Consider the following 18814-nt stretch of genomic DNA (forward strand, 5'->3'; position numbering starts at 1 on the left):
GACTATCACTTATTTAAGTGATATTGGTTGTCTGGAGATTCAGGGGGCCAGTCTAATCGGCGCTACGTCCTGCGGGTAGGCGGAAAGCAGAAATAAAGACGCTATTATCTTCACTTCTTATATCAATGGTTTTATCTGTACGAATGGAAATCGTTTTCCAGTGTCTGTTAGGGACAGTCACGGAAATAGCGGCATTCTCAAACGTATATTGCCATGGGGTGATTATGCGAAACGTATTGCTGATATTGGATAAAAGTAGTACCCCCAATACCCAACAGCACCCGCGAGTAAAACTGGCGAAGTTACGCGTTTTTTTAGCGAATGCGCACAGAATACCTGACACAAGCACGGGAAGTAACAGCGGCCCCAGAAGTACTGAACCGATATACTCGCCAACCATGCCAGGATCTCCAGACAGTAGGTTGCTGTGCTGAAGGTGACTAAGAAAAGCAGTTATTATCCATAGTATTAATAAGATAACGTATCTCATATCAATCCCTTATTATTAACATGCACATCAGATCATTGACGGGCAGAAAGCATCATTTTCATTACTTCTTCTTGATATTCGTCCAAATAATCTGGGTCGATGGCTGCGACCAGTTGTATCAAATTAGTGTTATCCAGTAGAGTCATGAAAATAGCATGTCTTACTTTGCCATCACTCATTGTTTGCACTCCTTCCTGATAAGCGCAGGTAAATCCCTGAACATCACAAACATGCTTTTCTGCAGTTCCGTTTTGAGTCGCGGTAAGTTCCTCGATTGAATGTACACCGAGTTCATTTTGTGAGAAGGCAACAATAGCTAAAATAGCATGGGCATCCCGAGTCACCAGGGTTGGTCCTTGTTTTACTATATTGGCAACCCACTGTTTGCTCGGAACCATGACGGTGATACCTGGCCCCGGGAAAGTATATTCCCATGTGCTATGTCGTTCCCACACCGTATAGCTGCTATAGATAAGAAATAACCCCATTAACCAACAAGTGCCGCGAATAAAGCTGCGGCTGCTTCTTTTTTTTATCGTTATACAGATGATTGTGGCGATAATAAATGATAAGGCAAGTGGGTTAAAAAATACGTTAGCAAAATATAAAATCATTTCACCCGTGTTGCCAGATAAAAGGAATTTGTAGCGGAAATGGTTAACGACTATAAGTAATAAATATATAAATAAAAGAATAATATTCTGCATGAATACGTCCATGTATAAAAAAGGGGAATTTAATTCCCCTTTTAACGCATGGCAGATACTTATTCAATATCCAGCGGATCTTCAGAAAGAATAATCCCGGTATTGTCGGCGTAGAGATGGTCGCCGGAGAAGAAGGTGACGCCGCCAAAGTTGACGCGGACATCGCTTTCGCCAATGCCTTCGCCAGCAGCACCGACCGGAATTGCCGCCATCGCCTGGATGCCGATATCTAACTCTTCCAGATCATCTACCTGACGCACTGCGCCGTAAATGACCAGCCCTTCCCATTCATTTTGTACTGCCAGACGCGCCAGTTCGGCATCGACCAGTGCGCGACGAACAGAACCACCGCCATCGACGACAAGAACACGACCACGACCATTCTGTTCGAGCAGATCATACAGCAACCCGTTGTCCTCGAAACATTTTACCGTGATGATTTGTCCGCCAAACGACGCCCGTCCACCAAAGTTGGAGAACAGCGGTTCCACGACGTTGACATCTTCTTGATAGATGTCACAAAGCTCGGAAGTATCGTATTTCATAGGCTTAACATTCAGTTGCTGCGAGAATTTTCAGTATATCGCGCTATGTGGGTTGTTGGCAAAATCATCAATTGTTAATTGATATTTGTCAGTTATGCTGCCCACTGGCTTAGGAATATCCCTAAAACAAACAGCAAGTTAGTCAGTAATGCGCCCTTGACAGTGCGTTCCAGCATTGGTCGCATCGCTACCGGATCCATTTCACGCATCACATAACGAGCCTGTTTCACCAATAATGGCGTTGCCAGCAGGAACAACCAGCCCCACAGGCTGTGCAGCGAAAAGAGATTAAACAGCGCCAGGCACACCAGTGAGCCCATCAGCAGGCAGGCATGGTAACGACGTGCGTTTACTGCACCTAAGCGCACCACCAGCGTGTTTTTGCCATTCTCGCGGTCACTATTGATATCACGCAGGTTGTTAATGTTTAGAACCGCTGTTGCCAGCAGGCCACAGGCGGTCGCCGGAAGGATCAGCGCCGGAATCAACGTATGCGCCTGCAAATACCAGCTCCCCATGACGCTCAACCAGCCAAAGAAAACCAGTACGGAAATATCACCCAGACCGATATAACCATAAGGGCGATTGCCCACGGTGTAGGTGATAGCGGCGATGATCGACAAACCGCCCAGAATCAGGAAGCCGACAAAATCGGTCAGCGTATGGCACGCCACTGCGACCAGCGCCAGTCCGGAGAGACAGATGAGCACGACGGTAATGATGAGCGCCCGTTTCATCTCTTGCTGGGTAATAACCCCTTTTTGCATACCACGTAGCGGCCCGATACGGTCAGGTTTGTCGCTGCCTTTGACGGCATCGCCGTAATCATTGGCGAGGTTAGAGAGAATTTGAAGCAGTCCGGCGGTAATCAGTGCCAGCAGGGCGACCAGTGGATCGAAGTGACCTTGCCACCATGCCAGTGCTGTCCCGACGATAATTGCAGCAAAGGCGAGGGGGAGGGTTTTAGGTCGTAAACTTTCCAGCCACGCCTGAGTTCGGCTAATTTGTTGTTCAGTCATAATACGCGCCAATAAAAATGGGGCCTTTCAGCCCCATCAAACAATGATGAAAATGATTGAACGCGATTATAGGATAAAACGGCTCAGATCTTCATCTGCCACCAACGCATCCAGATGTTTGCTCACATAATCTGCGTCAATGGTGATAGTTTGACCGCTTAAATCGCTGGCGTCGTAGGAAATCTCTTCCATCAAACGCTCCAGAACGGTATGTAAACGACGTGCACCGATGTTTTCGGTAGATTCGTTCACCTGCCATGCCGCTTCCGCGATACGCTTAATACCGGAATCCGTAAATTCGATATTCACGCCTTCAGTCGCCATCAGTGCTTTGTATTGCACGGTGATAGAGGCATTCGGCTCGGTCAGAATGCGCTCGAAGTCGCTGGTGGTCAGCGCCTGGAGTTCGACGCGGATCGGCAGACGACCTTGCAGTTCCGGGATCAGGTCAGACGGTTTCGCTACCTGGAATGCACCAGAAGCGATAAACAGAATGTGGTCAGTTTTGACCATCCCGTGTTTGGTAGAAACGGTGCAACCTTCTACCAGCGGCAGCAGGTCACGCTGAACGCCTTCACGAGAAACATCCGGACCAGAAGACTCGCCGCGCTTACAGATTTTGTCGATTTCGTCGATAAACACGATCCCGTGCTGTTCAACGGCGTCGATAGCGTCTTGCTTCAGTTCTTCCGGGTTAACCAGTTTCGCCGCTTCTTCTTCAATCAGCAGCTTCATGGCGTCTTTGATTTTCAGCTTACGTGCTTTTTGCTTCTGACCGCCCAGGTTCTGGAACATGGACTGCAACTGGCTGGTCATCTCTTCCATTCCCGGAGGCGCCATAATTTCAACGCCCATCGGTGCTGCGGCAAGATCGATCTCGATTTCTTTGTCATCGAGCTGGCCTTCACGCAGTTTTTTGCGGAATGCCTGACGGGCAGCGGACGGTTCCTGCTGCTGTTCGGTCTGTCCCCAGTTGTTTTTAGCTGGTGGGATCAGCACGTCGAGAATGCGCTCTTCTGCCAGTTCTTCAGCGCGATAGCGGTTTTTCTCGATAGCTTGTACACGCACCATTTTCACGGCGGCATCGGTCAGATCGCGGATGATAGAATCGACTTCTTTACCCACATAACCGACTTCGGTGAATTTGGTCGCTTCAACTTTGATGAACGGCGCGTTTGCCAGTTTTGCCAGGCGACGGGCGATTTCAGTTTTACCGACGCCAGTCGGGCCGATCATCAGGATATTTTTCGGGGTCACTTCATGGCGCAGCTCTTCGTTGAGCTGCATACGACGCCAGCGGTTACGCAGTGCAATCGCCACGGAACGCTTGGCGTTATCCTGGCCAATGATGTGCTTATCAAGTTCGCTGACGATTTCGCGTGGGGTCATTTCAGACATGGGAGATCCTTACGCTTTGTAGCTTAATTCTTCGATGGTGTGGAAATGGTTGGTATAGATGCAAATGTCGCCTGCAATATCCAACGCCTTTTCAGCAATTTCACGGGCGCTAAGTTCAGTGTTTTCTAACAGCGCGCGCGCCGCAGCCTGGGCGTAAGGGCCGCCGGAGCCGATAGCAATAAGATCGTTTTCTGGCTGCACTACGTCACCATTACCGGTGATGATCAGCGAAGCGGTTTCATCTGCGACTGCCAGCAGTGCTTCAAGTTTGCGCAACATGCGATCGGTACGCCAGTCTTTTGCCAGTTCAACGGCGGCTTTAACCAGATGGCCCTGATGCATTTCCAGTTTACGTTCAAACAGTTCGAACAGCGTAAAAGCATCCGCAGTACCGCCCGCAAAGCCCGCGATGACTTTGTCGTTGTACAGACGGCGGACCTTTTTCACGTTGCCTTTCATTACGGTATTGCCCAACGTGGCCTGACCATCACCAGCGATGACCACATGGCCGTTACGGCGTAAGCTTACTATAGTTGTCACGAGCTGACCCCTTGGTTACGAATACAGAGTACAAACCCCGTACAAAAGTACGGGGCATAATGCAATTATAGATGGGGGGGATTTTGAGGGTTTCAACCCCCGGCGGCGAGCCGAATGCAGTTTGTATGACCCGCCATCTTCAGGCGATTGAGGGTGCTGTCTGCGTTCTCTTTGCCTTTCACCGGGCCAATGACCACACGATTCCAGCCATTGTTGGTGGTAATTTTCGAGTCAAAACCTTCGAACGCCAGCTGAGCACGTACCGTCTCTGCCTGTTCTGCGCCTCTGAACGAACCGCACTGTACCATCCAGCGGCGTTCATCTTTTTTCTCTGCTGTCGGTTTTGGCGCGTCAGCTGCACGAGCAACTGGCGCTGCTTGCTGCGGCTTCGACTGCGCGGTAGTGTGCGCAGGGGTTTGCAGCAGATCCTGGTACGGCTGCTGAGTAGAAGCCGGTTTTGACTGGCGCGGCTGCGACTGAACCGGCGCGGCTTGCGACGTACGCGTCTGTTGTTGCCAGCTTTGTTCGGTCGTACGCGACTGCTGAGCCAGGCGTTGCTGTTCCGCTAACTGCTGCGCCTGACGCTGGCGTTGTAGCGTTTGCTGGCGCTGTTCTGGCGTTTGCTCATTCCACGGAACTTCAACTAACTGCGTTGGCTGCTGGCGCATATCGGCCTGCATTTGTTCAAGAAGCTGGCGCTGTTCTGGTGTCAGTTGCTCCGGCGTTTTTACTTCACCACCGGCAGAAGGTTCTGTTGGCGCACGCACACCCGGCTGGCGACTTTCCAGCTCTTTAATGTAGCGCCAGCGTTCTTCTGGTTTTGGTGGTAGTCCGTTTCCGGTCACTTTCTGGCTTTGCAGCGTCTCGGACTCTTCTTTCTTGTGATGCGTAATGAAGTACAGACCACCGATAAAGGTCACAAGAACGGCGGCAGCAATAGCGACCATAGCGGGAGAAACCGCAGGCAGATTTCGTTGCTTTTTCCGTGAGGTGCTCTTTTTTCGCCGCGAAGGTGCCGGTTGGCTGCGGCGTACATAATCTCGTTGTGCCACTATCGTTTCGCTGTATTTATTCGTTCGTCAGCCCGCCATGTTACTTAAGCGGCGGGCCTTTGACCAGTCACGGAAGCCTTAAAGGTTTACTTTAAGTCAATGTGCGTGTCGATCCCCGGATAATAAGCTCGCAGTCCATTAAACGTGAGCCGCTGCCGACCGTTTGCCCCTGCATTTGGTCAAGCAATAACAACATTGCCTCCCGACCAATTTCATAGCGCGGCTGTGCGATGGTTGTCAGTGGCGGATCACAAAATTGCGTCAGGTCGATGTTATCAAAACCGATTATGGAAAGGTCATCAGGAACTTTCAGCCCCTGACGTTTCGCCTGCGAAAGCGCGCCAAGTGCCATCACATCGCTATGACAGAAAACAGCAGTTGGCGGTTGCGGAAGGTCAAGCAACTGCTGCATGGCTTTACTTCCGGCGTCGAAGGTGAAGTCGCCACGGGCGATATATTGTGGATCAACCATAATTCCGCAGCGACGCAGAGCCTGAACGTAACCTTGCAGGCGATAGTGACACAGCGGCATTTCTTCCGGACCAGCAATACAGCCGATCAATTTATGCCCCTGTTCATACAGGTAATTTACCGCATCAAATGCAGCAGTCAGGTTGTCGATATGAACTGTAGGCAGTTCCAGCTCCGGTGCAAATTCGTTCGCCATCACCATCGGCGGCAGATTACGCTGTTCCTCAATGCTGGCATCAAACGGCAGCCTTGAACCAAGCAGCAACATGCCATCAATTTGCTTAGTGATTATCAAATCGATAAAGGTTTTTTCCTGCTGGTTTTGATGTGCACAGTCGCCAATCAGTACCAGATATCCATGACTTGCTGCCGTAATTTCGATACCGCGAATAATTTCGCTAAAGAAGGGATCGCAGATATCCGGGACAATCACCAGAATGGTGCGGGACTCATTACGCTTGACGTTACGCCCCATCGGCTGCGGTAAATAACCCACTTCCCGGGCGGCTTTTTCAACCCGGTTACGAGTCGCCAGGGAGACCTTATCTGGATTCATTAACGCTCGGGAGACGGTCGCCGTAGAGACTTTTGCTTTCAGGGCGACGTCTTTCATGGTTGCGGCAGTTTCCTGCTTCTTCGCTTTCACACTCACTCCTCGCCTGGCACGTCAGGCGTACTACATCCGTGTTTACTTCACATCGGCAACATTTTTAGCAGATAGCGCGTGAAAACGGTTACAGAATTTTCATGAAAAGTGTGATGAATATTTAATTTTTCGATCCGCCTCGCATCGTTAGCGGTTTAACCCTCAATAGGATCGACATCCAGCACCCATTTCACTTTCCGTGAATCCGGTATTGTATTAATAAGCGCCAGCGTACCGTTAATGATGTGCTGTAAGCGCACGCGGGAAGGGTGCTGCAGCAGGATTTGCCAGCGCCAGCGACCGCCGCGTTTAGGTGCCAGTGCCGGAACCGGGCCGAGAACCCACAGTTTGTCATCCGCCAGCGGACTGGAGAGGATGAGATTTCGCAACTGTTGCAGGAACAGCGGCGCGTGCTGATTGTTATGATCCTCCGCGCGCACAATCACGTGGCTGGTCCACGGTGGTAGTTGCATCATTCGTCGTTCGGCCAGCGCCTGTTCCGCAAAGGCGTCGTAGCCTTTATAGAGCAACGTTTGCAAGAGAGGATGTTCCGGATGATGTGTTTGCAGCACCACTTCGCCCTGTTTACCCGCGCGCCCCGCACGACCGGCGACCTGGGTGTAAAGCTGGGCGAAACGTTCTGCGGAACGAAAATCGGCAGAAAACAGCGCGCCGTCCACGTCCAGTAACGCCACAAGTGTGACATCCGGAAAGTGGTGGCCTTTCGCCAGCATTTGCGTGCCAATCAAAATCCGCGCGCCGCCGCGATGCACTTCCGCCAGTTGCTGCTCCAGCGCGCCTTTGCGACTGGTAGTGTCACGATCAATACGTGAAATGGGTACACCAGGGAACATCGGGGCAAGCGTCTGCTCAAGCTGCTCGGTGCCCAGGCCAACGGGCACAAGATGCGTGGAGCCGCAGGAAGGGCACTGGCGCGGCACTGGGCGCTGGCTGTCGCAGTGATGACAGCGCAGATGCTGCTGCGCCTGATGCAATGTGTAGTAGTGATCGCAGCGCGGGCATTCGGCGATCCAGCCACAGTCGTGGCACAGCAGCGCAGGCGCAAAACCCCGGCGGTTAAGAAAGAGGATAACCTGGTTGTCGGCTTGTAAATGCTGGCGCATACGGCTGATCAACGCCGGAGCCAGCCCCGCCTGCACCTTCTGACCTTTTAAATCCAGCACGTGTTGAATTGCCGGACGCGCATTACCCGCCCGACGCGTCAGGCGCAGCAGACGATATTTTTTCTGCTGCACGTTGCATAACGTTTCCAGCGCGGGCGTTGCGGAGCCAAGAATAATCGGGATTTGCTCGCTGTGCGCACGATACACCGCCAGGTCGCGGGCATGATAGCGCCAGCCTTCCTGCTGCTTGTAGGAACTGTCGTGCTCTTCGTCAATGACAATCACGCCGAGATTTTTAAACGGCGTAAACAGCGCGGAGCGGGTGCCGATGACAATCGCCGCCTCGCCATTTTTTGCTTTCAGCCACGCAGAAAGACGTTCGCTATCGTTCAGGCCAGAATGCAGAACTTCTACGGGCGCATTAAAGCGTTCACGAAAACGGGCGATAGTTTGTGGTGTCAGGCCGATTTCCGGCACCATTACCAGCGCCTGTTTGCCCTGAGCGAGCACGTTTTCCAGCACGCTGAGATAAACTTCCGTTTTACCGGAGCCGGTGACGCCCGCCAGCAGCCAGGCGGAAAATGTATCTGCCGCGCTATGGATGGCACCAACGGCGGTGGCTTGTTCAGTATTTAGTCGCAACCGCTCGCCAGAAACGGCATAGTTCGTTCGCCAGTCAATAAATTCCGGTGTTTCGCTTGCCAGTTCGCACAAACCTTTTTTACGCAGCGCCTGCAACGCGGCATCATTAAATTCGAGAGTGGCAACCTGGTCGCGCCAGATTTTCCCTTGCCGCAATGCCGCCAGTGCCTGTTGTTGCTTTGGCGAACGTTTCAGGCTGTTAATATCTACCGCCTGACCTTGCTCGGTGGCAAACCAGTACCACATGGGCGCGTTCGCCGCAGGTCGTCCCTGGCGCAGTAAAATCGGCAAGGCATGAAACAGCACATCGCCAATCGGATGATGATAGTAATCTGCCGCCCAGAGCAGTAATCGCCAGACGGAGTGAGTAAATACCGGCTCAACGTCCAGCACTTCAACTACCGCTTTCAGCTCGTTAAGCGGCAGCTCACTGACATCGCTAACTGACACCACAACCCCGATGCGTTCTTGCTGTTTACCAAACGGCACGCGCACGCGACACCCGGCTTTAACCGTCATGCCTTCAGGCAGCAGATAGTCAAAGGTTCGGGGAATCGGAACGGGCAAGGCAACGTGAGCAACGGGCATAGCATCATCCTGACTTGAAATTCGGTGGAACAGTATACACATTGCCGTAGAGGAGTGCGGATCAGTTTGCATACGCTGGTTAATTTCTGTATGATTCGGCGCCTTTGATGCGAAATGATCGTATTGAAACTATACTTTAAACATCGCGTGGTGTCTGGCGTTAGGGCTGGAAGAGCGACGCGGCCTTAAACCGAGGTTTTCCCATGAAAAAAGATATTCACCCGAAATACGAAGAAATTACTGCTAGCTGCTCTTGCGGTAACGTAATGAAAATCCGCTCCACCGTTGGTCATGACCTGAACCTCGACGTGTGCAGCAAGTGCCACCCGTTCTTCACTGGCAAACAGCGTGATGTTGCTACCGGTGGCCGTGTTGACCGCTTCAACAAGCGTTTCAGCATCCCGGGCAGCAAATAAGACCGGATTTCCGAAAAAAGCGCCGCACGGCGCTTTTTTTGTGCCTGAAAACCTACATTAGCAATATAACTCATTGAGTTTGTGTCTTTTTATCTTTCTTCTCATAGCGAAAATCCATTTTATCAATACCGTATTTTTTCATGCGCAAATACAGCTTTTTTCTGGGTATCTGAAAGTAATCGGCAACGTCGTTGATACGCCCCTGATGGAAGTTGAGTGCATCAATAATTATTTGTCTTTCATAAGATTCTACGAGTTCATCCAGCGGTGCTGGATCCGTCTCCATCATCTGCAAACTGACCGAATCGTCCAGCATTAAAACGCCGACTGCCACCAGTTCTGCCGCATTCACCAATTCAATAATATTACCAGGCCAGGTACGCGCCATCAGTCGCTTATAAAAAGCTTTTCCCAACAGCGGCTGCTGGCGATTTAATCGTTTACAGGTGAGGGTCAGATAATGGTGAAAAATAGGTTCAATATCCCCCGGTCGCTGGCTGAGTGGTGGGCATTCAATGTGGGTGAGTGAAAAAAGAAAATACAATGCAGGAATAATTTTTTGTGCGGCAGCCAGTTCAGCCAGAGGGCTTTGATTAACAACAATCAGACGAAATGACCGATCCTGGGGTCTTTCCTGGTACTGGATCAAGGCGCGCTGATTTTCTGGCGTTAAATGCTCAAGTTCTTTTAATAACAGCGTGCCACCTTCTGCTTCTTTCACCCATTCTTCCAGGGGCTGCGGGCTATTGGCGCTGAGTGTGCGTTCAATTAAAGGTCTTTCCTTGCGAGAACTAAATTGATGAAGATAGTGGGCGGCTAATGTTCTTCCTGTGCCAGGTTCGCCGTAAAAGCAGACGGGAAGATCGGTTTCTGCCAGCGTTTCAAGCTGTTGACGTGTCTGGCGAATCCAACCACTGTTACCGATTAAGTGCCGATTAAACTGAGCGTGTCGCCATTTTTTTTGTTCCAGATAAGCCTCACGTTCAGCCAGTGCTTTTTCGATAAGTGAGAGAAATTGTTCCGGATTGATCGGCTTTTGCAGGAAATCCCACGCTCCCTTTTTTACTGCTTCAACTGCCATGGGGACATCGCCATGCCCGGTGATCATCAGAATGGGAAGATTAGGGTCAATCAGCATTATTTTTTCCAGTAGCGTAATGCCTGAAATATCCGGCATACAAACGTCGCACACCACGATGCCTTCCCACGTGTTTTGCAGTAATTGTAGAGCCTCAGAAGGGTTGCTACAGGTACATACGACATAACCCTCTTGTTGTAAGAGAGTGCTGTAGGCTTGCAGAACATCATTGTCGTCATCAATTAACAGAATTGTTGGGGTGGTGTCTGTCATGCTTAAAGTTTCCTGAAACGTAGAATAACCAGCGCATGGCGGTCGAGAGTTGACGCGATATATAACTCTCTCTGGCACTGGCGCATAATAGAATGACTAATCGAAAGGCCAATACCCAAACCTACAGCTTTGTCCGTGGTAAAAGGCGTTAATAGTCGATCAGCCAGATGCACTGGCCAGCCTTTTCCATTATCAGCAATATATAGCGTTACAGTGGAGGCTTCTTCTTCAAAGCTGATGGTTATTGTGGGTGATTGCTCCAGAGTGGCTTCCAGGGCATTCGTAAACAAATTAACTAAAACTTGTTGAATCAAAACATCATCGCCATAAACGGCAGGGAAATTATCAGGGTAGTGAAGAGAGGCCTTCAGTGGTCGATGTTTCAACGCCAGAAGTTCCCAAGATGAATAAATTACCTGCTGTAAATTGATTGCACCGCCAGCCAGTTCACTATCTCGACGGCGGGCAAAGTTGCGCAATCTTTTTACGATGTTATCCATGCGCTCGACCAACGATCGCATTGTGACAATATAATTTTTCACCAAACCAACATCTTGTTGTTCCAGCGCGCGGTTGGCGCTGAAAAGATACATAGATAATGCATTAAGTGGTTGATTAATTTCATGTGCCAGTGTTGTCATTGTCTGCCCAACCACGGCCAGTTTTGCAGTTTGGATCAATTCACTTTGTGTTGTACGAAGGTTTTTTTCTGTCGCAATACGCTCGCATATTTCCTGTCCCAGTTGACGTTGCTGTTGATTAATTTTCTCAATAGTCTGGCGGAGCAGGTTGGCAATTCTCCCAAGTTCATCGTTGCCGGAGACCGGGATATCAGCATCGAGTTCACCATTGCTTAACTTGACAACGGCATCATTCAGTAACTGAAATCGGCGGATCATTCTGGGACGAATGTAGAGGTAATTTACCAGAATGACGAACAGTAAGGCGGTAACCATAGCCGCCAAAATCAATAGCCCGCTGATTTGCATTATTTTTTCCAATCGGAGATTGAATGTTTGCAATTGTTGATGGCTATTACCTAATTGCGTTTCTAATTGAGCGCGTATTTGCGTAAATACACGCTCTTTATCCCCGATAGTACTCATGAGAGTTTGTTGAGCTTGTTGCCAGGCGGCCAGGGTTCCGGGTAGATAATTTTGCTGAGTACCCAACTCCCACAAGGAATAAACTGTCTGGTGTAATGTAATGGTACTGGAATAAGAAGATAACGACCGCACATTTTCGTCAATGCTGTGTTTCAAAAAATTCAAATACTGAATATGTTGTTTTAACGCGCCTATATCTCCGCTATGCGTGTTAAGCATCTCCTTTAGCGTACTGACGATTTGGGTTTCTATATGTGAAAGTTCGAAAACGAGCTGCAATTCTTTTTGAATGGTTTGTTGAGCATTTTGCAAACTCTGTTTTTCGGGTAGATCTTTTCGTTGGCTGAGTTGATTTAGCAACGACGATTGTTGCCAACTTAAATCCTGAGTAAGTGAGTTGAGTTCATTATTAAAGTCATCATGCAGCCAGTTAACTCTTGAGGATATAACGTCGAGTTTCCCTTTTTCCTGATTGTTGTTGTTCAATGCGTTATCGAGCTTGTTAAGCAGTCTGGCACTACTGGCGACCTGTTGGTTAAGCGCACGTTGATGTACTGAATCAAGATGAGGGTTAATAGCCTTAATTTTTTGTAGCCGTTGTTCAATCTGCTCCCTTACCTGAAGACGACTAGCGGTATTGGTTGTCTGTTGTAGCTCATTAAATTCGTTTACCAATGCGGTGAGGTTTTCTTCAAAAAGAAATGAAGCCTGAATCCTCGGGAAATAATCATCAAGCGCGTAGCGAACCTGAGAATTTTGTTCATACCAGGAATAGAGGCTGACTACGCTAACGAATAGCGTAAGAACGGCGCTAAAAACAAAGGCGAGCCGTAAGCTCGTCCCTATAGTATGTAGTTGTTTCACTTTAACGACTCAAGTTGTGTGTTCACCAATTGCTGCTGATGCAGGAAAAACTGCTGCCATGCCATGAGCTGAGCTTCACGAAAGCCTGATTGCAGTTCGAATTGCTGCAGGTACATGGAATTAACGGACTGCTCCGGGGTAACAGGAACCGCTGTTAATAATGCGCGCACATCTGGCAATTTACGTTTAAGCCGATGTTCTGCGGCATATAATGATTTCCAACTGTTTTGAAGCTCGGTAAGGCGAAAAGTAATCGCATTATCAAATAACAATTGCACAAGCTTTTGGCGCTGCATAATCAACGGATAATCAAGGGAAGGGGAGGCAAATAATCGCAGTTGTTGATCCGCGAGTGGAGTACCGGAGGGTAGCGGATATACCGGATACTTTCCTGAATCAGAATCGCTTAATGCCTGTTGTCCTTCCTGGCTCAACAAAAAATTAATAAAACGCCCCGCCTCCTGTGGATGTTTACTACCGTTTGCGATGGCAATAAACATTGGTGCTGCGCGAGAGTTGGGGAAATAACTGAAACGTAAAGTTGAATTATTAAGCAGTACGTTAGCGTAATTGTCGATGACTGGACCAGCGTCTCCCAGCCCTGTACTGATCTTATTTGCTACGCCAAAGCTGCGTGATGAAATGGTAGCGAGATTACCGCCTATTTTCAGTAGAGTACCCCAACCATTACTCCATCCTTGTTGTTGCAGGAGATCTTCAATCATCAGATGTGTGGTATCTGAACGTGAAGGGCTGCTCATTAATAGTGTTCCTTGATAACGTGACCTGCTCAATTCCTTCCATGAAGTAGGTACTGGCTCATTTTTATCTTCCAGATGCGCCACATTAATCAGGATGCCATAGCCCGATACTGCAACCGCAACGGTGGTTGAACGAATAGATTCGGGTACTAACTTTCTGCTTGTTTCTATTTGATTATTAAATGGCTGGAGCAGATTTTTACTTTGCAACCGCTGTAGCAACATGGGAGATGAACTCAGTACCAGATCAATATTTTCACCCAATGGATTTTCTAGCAGGCGCTCAATGGATGCACTGGTTCGGTTAAGCGTTCGGATTTTGGTTGCCAGTGGTTGTTTTTGCCATTGACTGATAATGTGCTCCGTCGCTTCCGAAGAAAGCGTTGTAGCAATCACCAGCTCTTGCGCTGAGGTGACATTGACGCATAAAACCCAACAGATTAATGCTCGCTGTATAATACGAATCATGTCAAAAATCCTATTAACGAGAGAAAAACTCTTACGCTGTAATTCATATCATTATCCGTTAGCTAATATACACAATGACTGTAAGACGCTGATGTCAGTATCGGAAATTTCATTAATTCAGATGTAACTAGCGTCACTATATCTGGAAGCGGTTATCAAAAAAAGATCAATATTGCACCTCTGAACATGTGTATCTTACGGAAATAGCGATTGTTACGGCTATTCCCGGTAATTAATTTCGACATTTGTGCTATCGGATTCAGGCCCTGACCGGATTCTATTGTTTCTTTGCGCCAGCCTTCAGAAGTCGGAAGAATGGCTTTAATTCGAGCGCAAATGTACTTGTCACGAGGGATAACATGAAAATGTTTAAGCCCTGCTTGTTGTTGAACGGTGATGGAAATTTTCATGTTGTGTAGCATGATCCTCCAACAGGGTAAAATCGAGCCTCTTCAATGATCACGTATATGGATACAAAATATGTGACTGACCTCAAAAACTGAAAAAATTAATAAAAGTAATTATTTTTTTATTGGGGCTGTTGTAACCCGTTAATGCTGAAATAATGGCTTCGTTCTATTTTGAGATATAAAAATGGGAAAGAAATGGAACATGACATTTGTATTTTTGAGTCAGTTTTGACTCATATGCCCTGTATTGTAACTTAAACTCACTTGCTTCACTATCTTCAAAACCAATGAAGCAAGGGCTTTTGCAATACTCATCAGAGAGTAGCAACTGGCATTGCTGTTTTAAATAACTCTATGAACTGGAAGGTGATATATGCTTTCTCTATTGAAACCTAAAGTGGCAACACATCAGGTTCCTGAAAGTGAAATAAAGAATACCTATAATCGTTATCGTATGCAGGCGCTATTTAGCGTGTTTATCGGTTATCTTTCGTATTATATTGTCAGGAATAACTTTGTTCTCTCCACACCTTATTTAAAGCAAGATCTTAATCTGTCTGCGACTCAAATAGGTCTACTTAGCAGTTGTATGCTGATCGCCTACGGTATTAGTAAAGGGGTAATGAGTAGTCTGGCAGATAAAGCGAACCCTAAAGTTTATATGGCTGTGGGGTTGGTTCTTTGTGCTCTCGTTAACGTGGCGCTTGGTTTTAGTTTTGCTTTCTGGATGTTTGCGGGACTTGTTATTTTAAATGGTCTCTTTCAAGGGATGGGGGTTGGTCCTTCGTTTATTACAATAGCCAACTGGTTCCCTCGTAAAGAACGGGGCATCGTCGGTGCGGTCTGGAATATTTCGCACAATGTTGGGGGCGGTATTGTTGCTCCGATTGTTGGTGGTGCATTTGCTGTGCTGGGTACTGAACACTGGAAAATAGCAACATATGTTGTTCCAGCGATTGTCTCTGTTGTCATTGCTATCGTGGTACTGATGTCAGGTAAAGGTTCGCCCGTAAGTGAAGGTTTGCCGCCATTAAGCGAAATCGTCCCGGACGACGTCAGCATTAAAGCAAAAGATGAGCGTGCGCCGGAAGATATGACTGCCTGGCAAATTTTTTGTACCTATGTGCTAAAAAACAAGAATGCATGGTTCGTCTCTTTCGTTGATGTTTTTGTCTATATGGTGCGTTTCGGAATTATCAGTTGGTTGCCTATTTACCTGTTAAGTGTGAAACATTTTACGAAGACTGAAATGAGCACGGCATTTTTAATCTTCGAATGGGCGGCGATTCCAACTACGTTATTTGCTGGCTGGTTGAGTGATAAATTATTTCATGGTCGCCGTATGCCACCCGCTATTATCAGTATGGTATTGATTTTCTTCTGCCTGCTGGGCTACTGGAAAAGCGACTCTCTGCTCTCTATTACCATTTTTGCTGCCTGCGTAGGCTGCCTTATTTATGTTCCGCAGTTCCTGGCTTCTGTTCAGACAATGGAAATTGTCCCCAGTTTTGCCGTGGGTTCTGCAGTCGGTTTGCGTGGTTTTATGAGCTATATTCTTGGCGCAACGCTTGGAACAAGTCTGTTTGGTGTTATGGTCGATCAGGTTGGTTGGGATGGCGGTTTTTATCTTCTGCTTGCTGGTGTTATCTGCTGCATTATTTTCTGTACGTTAACGCACTTTGGCGCGATCGCCATGGAACGACAGCGTCAAAATGACGTTGCTGCGTTTTCGCAAGAGCTTCAGACCGACAAAAGTTAGGTTTTAGGGGGCCAGTTATGATGCGATTGGCCCATTACCATGAAAACAGCGACCATTCTTTAGCAACGGTAGTGAGTTGCGGCGCATCGAAAACGGCTTGCGGTGAGACTACTGTTTCTTCAAGCGGGATATTTTTGCCGTAGCGTTCTTTGAGCTTTGCCTGAACCAGCGGGTTACTAAGATCGAACTCTTTTAGTTTTTGCTGCTCACCCACGCGTATTCCCAGCGCGTTCTGATAAACCTTCCACACCACTTCTGAACAGTACTGGCGATCGTCGCTCCACGAAAAACTGAAGTCATACGGTTTACCCAGATAACGTTTTGCCGTTTGCGCCAGTTTTTGCTGTTGTTCGGTTGTTAACCCACCTTCAACGCGGCGAACAATATATTTGCTATCTTCACCGTGGGCGATCCACTGCTTGAGCGGGGTGTATTTCACCGAGCCGACCGCTTCAAAGACGTAGGGTTTTTTATTGCGTATAACCAGCATACCGGTGTGGCTGTAATCGGAATGGGTCGCCAGTTGGATCGCTTTACTTTGCGATGAGCGAGAGATCTGAAAGATGATGTCGCCGGTTTGTGGTTGCCAGGCAAATGCAGGCACAGAAACCAACAGGCTGAGGATCAGTAGCCTGATTTTCATCGTTAAACGTCCATGTATGAAAAAAGCGGCTGGTTAACTCCGCGCCGCTCTTTTCCGCTTTAGTATTCCCACGTCTCCGGGTTAATCCCCATCTCACGCATGATCTCTTTTGCCGCTTCCGGGATTTCGTCGCTGCGCTCTTTACGCAGATCGGCATCATCCGGCAGAGGTTGCCCGGTAAAGGCATGCAGAAACGCTTCGCACAGCAGCTCGCTGTTAGTAGCGTGACGCAGGTTGTTCACCTGACGACGCGTGCGTTCATCGGTGAGGATTTTTAACACCTTAAGAGGAATGGAAACCGTAATCTTTTTGACTTGTTCACTCTTCTTACCGTGCTCAGCGTATGGGCTGATATATTCGCCGCTCCATTCAGCCATGAGATACTTAATCCTCTTCGTCAATAAATTGAGACCAGACCACACAGTTTATAAGGGCACTGGTCATAAACCCGCATAGTTTACCGCACAGGCGCTACCGTGACATCGTGTAATGCGCCTGCCAGTGTGATAATGCATATAATTTTAACGGCAATTTCGGATTTGCTCAATCTATACGCAAAGAAGTTTAGATGTCCAGATGTATTGACGTCCATTAACACAATGTTTACTCTGGTGCCTGACATTTCACCAACAAAGCCCAGGAAACTTCATCACATGACGCGTAAACAGGCCACCATCGCAGTGCGTAGCGGGTTAAATGACGACGAACAGTATGGTTGCGTTGTCCCGCCTATCCATCTTTCCAGCACCTATAACTTTACCGGATTTAACGAACCACGCGCGCATGATTACTCGCGTCGCGGCAACCCAACGCGCGATGTGGTCCAGCGTGCGCTGGCAGAACTGGAAGGCGGTGCAGGTGCGGTGCTAACCAATACCGGCATGTCAGCTATTCACCTGGTCACGACCGTCTTTTTGAAACCCGGCGATCTGCTGGTTGCGCCGCACGACTGCTACGGTGGCAGCTATCGCCTGTTCGATAGCCTGGCGAAACGCGGTTGCTATCGCGTGTTGTTTGTTGATCAGGGCGATGAGCGTGCATTACGGGCGGCACTGGCAGAAAAACCTAAACTGGTGCTGGTAGAAAGCCCAAGTAATCCATTGTTACGCGTCGTGGATATTGCGAAAATCTGCCATCTGGCAAGGGAAGTCGGGGCGGTGAGCGTGGTGGATAACACCTTCTTAAGCCCGGCATTACAAAATCCACTGGCATTAGGTGCCGATCTGGTGTTGCATTCATGTACGAAATATCTGAACGGTCACTCTGACGTGGTGGCGGGCGTGGTGATTGCTAAAGATCCAGACGTGGTTACCGAACTGGCCTGGTGGGCAAACAATATTGGCGTAACGGGCGGCGCGTTTGACAGCTATCTGCTGCTGCGCGGTCTGCGTACTCTGGTGCCGCGTATGGAGCTGGCTCAGCGCAACGCGCAGGCGATTGTGAAATATCTGCAAACCCAGCCGTTGGTGAAAAAACTTTATCACCCATCGCTGCCGGAAAATCAGGGGCATGAAATTGCCGTGCGCCAGCAAAAAGGCTTTGGCGCAATGTTGAGTTTTGAACTGGATGGCGATGAGCAGACGCTGCGTCGTTTCCTGGGCGGGCTGTCGTTGTTTACGCTGGCGGAATCGTTAGGGGGAGTGGAAAGTTTAATCTCTCACGCCGCAACCATGACACATGCAGGCATGGCGCCAGAAGCGCGTGCTGCCGCCGGGATCTCCGAGACGCTGTTGCGTATCTCCACCGGTATTGAAGATGGCGAAGATTTAATTGCCGACCTGGAAAATGGCTTCCGGGCTGCAAACAAGGGGTAA

The 18814-nt window shown here is 48.7% G+C and carries 17 protein-coding genes and 1 pseudogene; 3 read left to right on the forward strand and 15 right to left on the reverse strand.

The genetic code is table 11. From position 1 onward, the window contains the following. Window positions 1-55: 55 nt before the first annotated feature. The 9 genes and pseudogenes from BEG40_RS18215 to priA all read right to left on the reverse strand — a co-directional run. A pseudogene (locus tag BEG40_RS18215) lies at window positions 56-400 on the reverse strand (hypothetical protein); the annotation flags it as partial. Between the two features lie 122 nt (window positions 401-522). Then, window positions 523-1197 carry a hypothetical protein gene (locus BEG40_RS18220; protein ID WP_105285895.1) on the reverse strand — a complete coding sequence of 225 codons (675 nt, stop codon included), beginning with the start codon at window positions 1195-1197 and terminating at the stop codon, window positions 523-525. Window positions 1198-1256: 59 nt separating this feature from the next. Then, entirely contained in the window at window positions 1257-1742 is a 486-nt protein-coding gene (gene rraA / locus BEG40_RS18225; protein ID WP_000872908.1) for a ribonuclease E activity regulator RraA, read from the reverse strand. A gap of 92 nt (window positions 1743-1834) precedes the next feature. Next, window positions 1835-2761 carry a 1,4-dihydroxy-2-naphthoate polyprenyltransferase gene (menA, locus tag BEG40_RS18230; RefSeq protein ID WP_010349503.1) on the reverse strand — a complete coding sequence of 309 codons (927 nt, stop codon included), beginning with the start codon at window positions 2759-2761 and terminating at the stop codon, window positions 1835-1837. 66 nt (window positions 2762-2827) lie between these two features. Next, window positions 2828-4159 (reverse strand): ATP-dependent protease ATPase subunit HslU, encoded by a 1332-nt coding sequence (gene hslU / locus BEG40_RS18235; protein ID WP_001293348.1) that lies wholly within the window; start codon window positions 4157-4159, stop codon window positions 2828-2830. 9 nt (window positions 4160-4168) lie between these two features. After that, window positions 4169-4699 (reverse strand): ATP-dependent protease subunit HslV, encoded by a 531-nt coding sequence (hslV, locus tag BEG40_RS18240; RefSeq protein ID WP_105285886.1) that lies wholly within the window; start codon window positions 4697-4699, stop codon window positions 4169-4171. A 92-nt stretch (window positions 4700-4791) separates the two neighbouring features. Further along, on the reverse strand, window positions 4792-5751 hold the full coding sequence (gene ftsN / locus BEG40_RS18245) for a cell division protein FtsN (protein WP_000068842.1): 960 nt from the start codon (window positions 5749-5751) through the stop codon (window positions 4792-4794). A gap of 91 nt (window positions 5752-5842) precedes the next feature. After that, window positions 5843-6868 (reverse strand): DNA-binding transcriptional regulator CytR, encoded by a 1026-nt coding sequence (gene cytR, locus BEG40_RS18250; protein WP_000644887.1) that lies wholly within the window; start codon window positions 6866-6868, stop codon window positions 5843-5845. Between the two features lie 155 nt (window positions 6869-7023). Continuing rightward, window positions 7024-9222, reverse strand: a complete 2199-nt coding sequence (gene priA / locus BEG40_RS18255; RefSeq protein ID WP_105285887.1) for a primosomal protein N' — start codon at window positions 9220-9222, stop codon at window positions 7024-7026. A 203-nt stretch (window positions 9223-9425) separates the two neighbouring features. On the opposite strand from priA, the gene rpmE reads away from it, so the two are divergent. Next, window positions 9426-9638 (forward strand): 50S ribosomal protein L31, encoded by a 213-nt coding sequence (gene rpmE / locus BEG40_RS18260; RefSeq protein WP_000710770.1) that lies wholly within the window; start codon window positions 9426-9428, stop codon window positions 9636-9638. A gap of 70 nt (window positions 9639-9708) precedes the next feature. Here rpmE and pgtA read toward each other — a convergent pair whose 3' ends face one another. The 4 genes from pgtA to BEG40_RS18280 all read right to left on the reverse strand — a co-directional run bounded on the left by pgtA (window position 9709) and on the right by BEG40_RS18280 (window position 14598). After that, entirely contained in the window at window positions 9709-10989 is a 1281-nt protein-coding gene (gene pgtA / locus BEG40_RS18265) for a two-component system response regulator PgtA (protein ID WP_105285888.1), read from the reverse strand. Window positions 10990-10991: 2 nt separating this feature from the next. Beyond that, entirely contained in the window at window positions 10992-12959 is a 1968-nt protein-coding gene (locus BEG40_RS18270; RefSeq protein ID WP_105285889.1) for a sensor histidine kinase, read from the reverse strand. Beyond that, the gene (locus BEG40_RS18275; RefSeq protein ID WP_016158822.1) at window positions 12956-14188 is read right to left on the reverse strand and encodes an ABC transporter substrate-binding protein; all 1233 of its coding nucleotides are present in this window, start codon (window positions 14186-14188) and stop codon (window positions 12956-12958) included. Before BEG40_RS18275 ends, BEG40_RS18270 begins: the two co-directional genes overlap by 4 nt. Before the next feature lie 155 nt (window positions 14189-14343). Then, complete coding sequence (locus tag BEG40_RS18280; protein WP_286135153.1) at window positions 14344-14598, reverse strand: hypothetical protein; 255 nt, start codon at window positions 14596-14598, stop codon at window positions 14344-14346. 373 nt (window positions 14599-14971) lie between these two features. On the opposite strand from BEG40_RS18280, the gene pgtP reads away from it, so the two are divergent. Then, a complete protein-coding gene (pgtP, locus tag BEG40_RS18285; RefSeq protein ID WP_021551621.1) occupies window positions 14972-16357 on the forward strand; it encodes a phosphoglycerate transporter PgtP in 1386 nt (461 codons plus the stop codon). A 34-nt stretch (window positions 16358-16391) separates the two neighbouring features. On the opposite strand, the gene BEG40_RS18290 is transcribed toward pgtP, so the two are convergent. Both BEG40_RS18290 and metJ read right to left on the reverse strand, forming a co-directional pair. Continuing rightward, window positions 16392-17000 (reverse strand): YiiX family permuted papain-like enzyme, encoded by a 609-nt coding sequence (locus BEG40_RS18290; protein ID WP_105285890.1) that lies wholly within the window; start codon window positions 16998-17000, stop codon window positions 16392-16394. Between the two features lie 59 nt (window positions 17001-17059). Continuing rightward, entirely contained in the window at window positions 17060-17377 is a 318-nt protein-coding gene (metJ, locus tag BEG40_RS18295) for a met regulon transcriptional regulator MetJ (RefSeq protein WP_000852812.1), read from the reverse strand. A 276-nt stretch (window positions 17378-17653) separates the two neighbouring features. Between metJ and metB the strand changes: the two genes are divergently transcribed. After that, window positions 17654-18814: a cystathionine gamma-synthase gene (gene metB, locus BEG40_RS18300; protein WP_105285891.1), complete on the forward strand. Its 1161-nt coding sequence runs from the start codon at window positions 17654-17656 to the stop codon at window positions 18812-18814.

Origin of the sequence: Escherichia sp. MOD1-EC5495, assembly GCF_002965965.1 — a bacterium.
Taxonomy (GTDB): Bacteria; Pseudomonadota; Gammaproteobacteria; order Enterobacterales; family Enterobacteriaceae; genus Escherichia; species Escherichia ruysiae.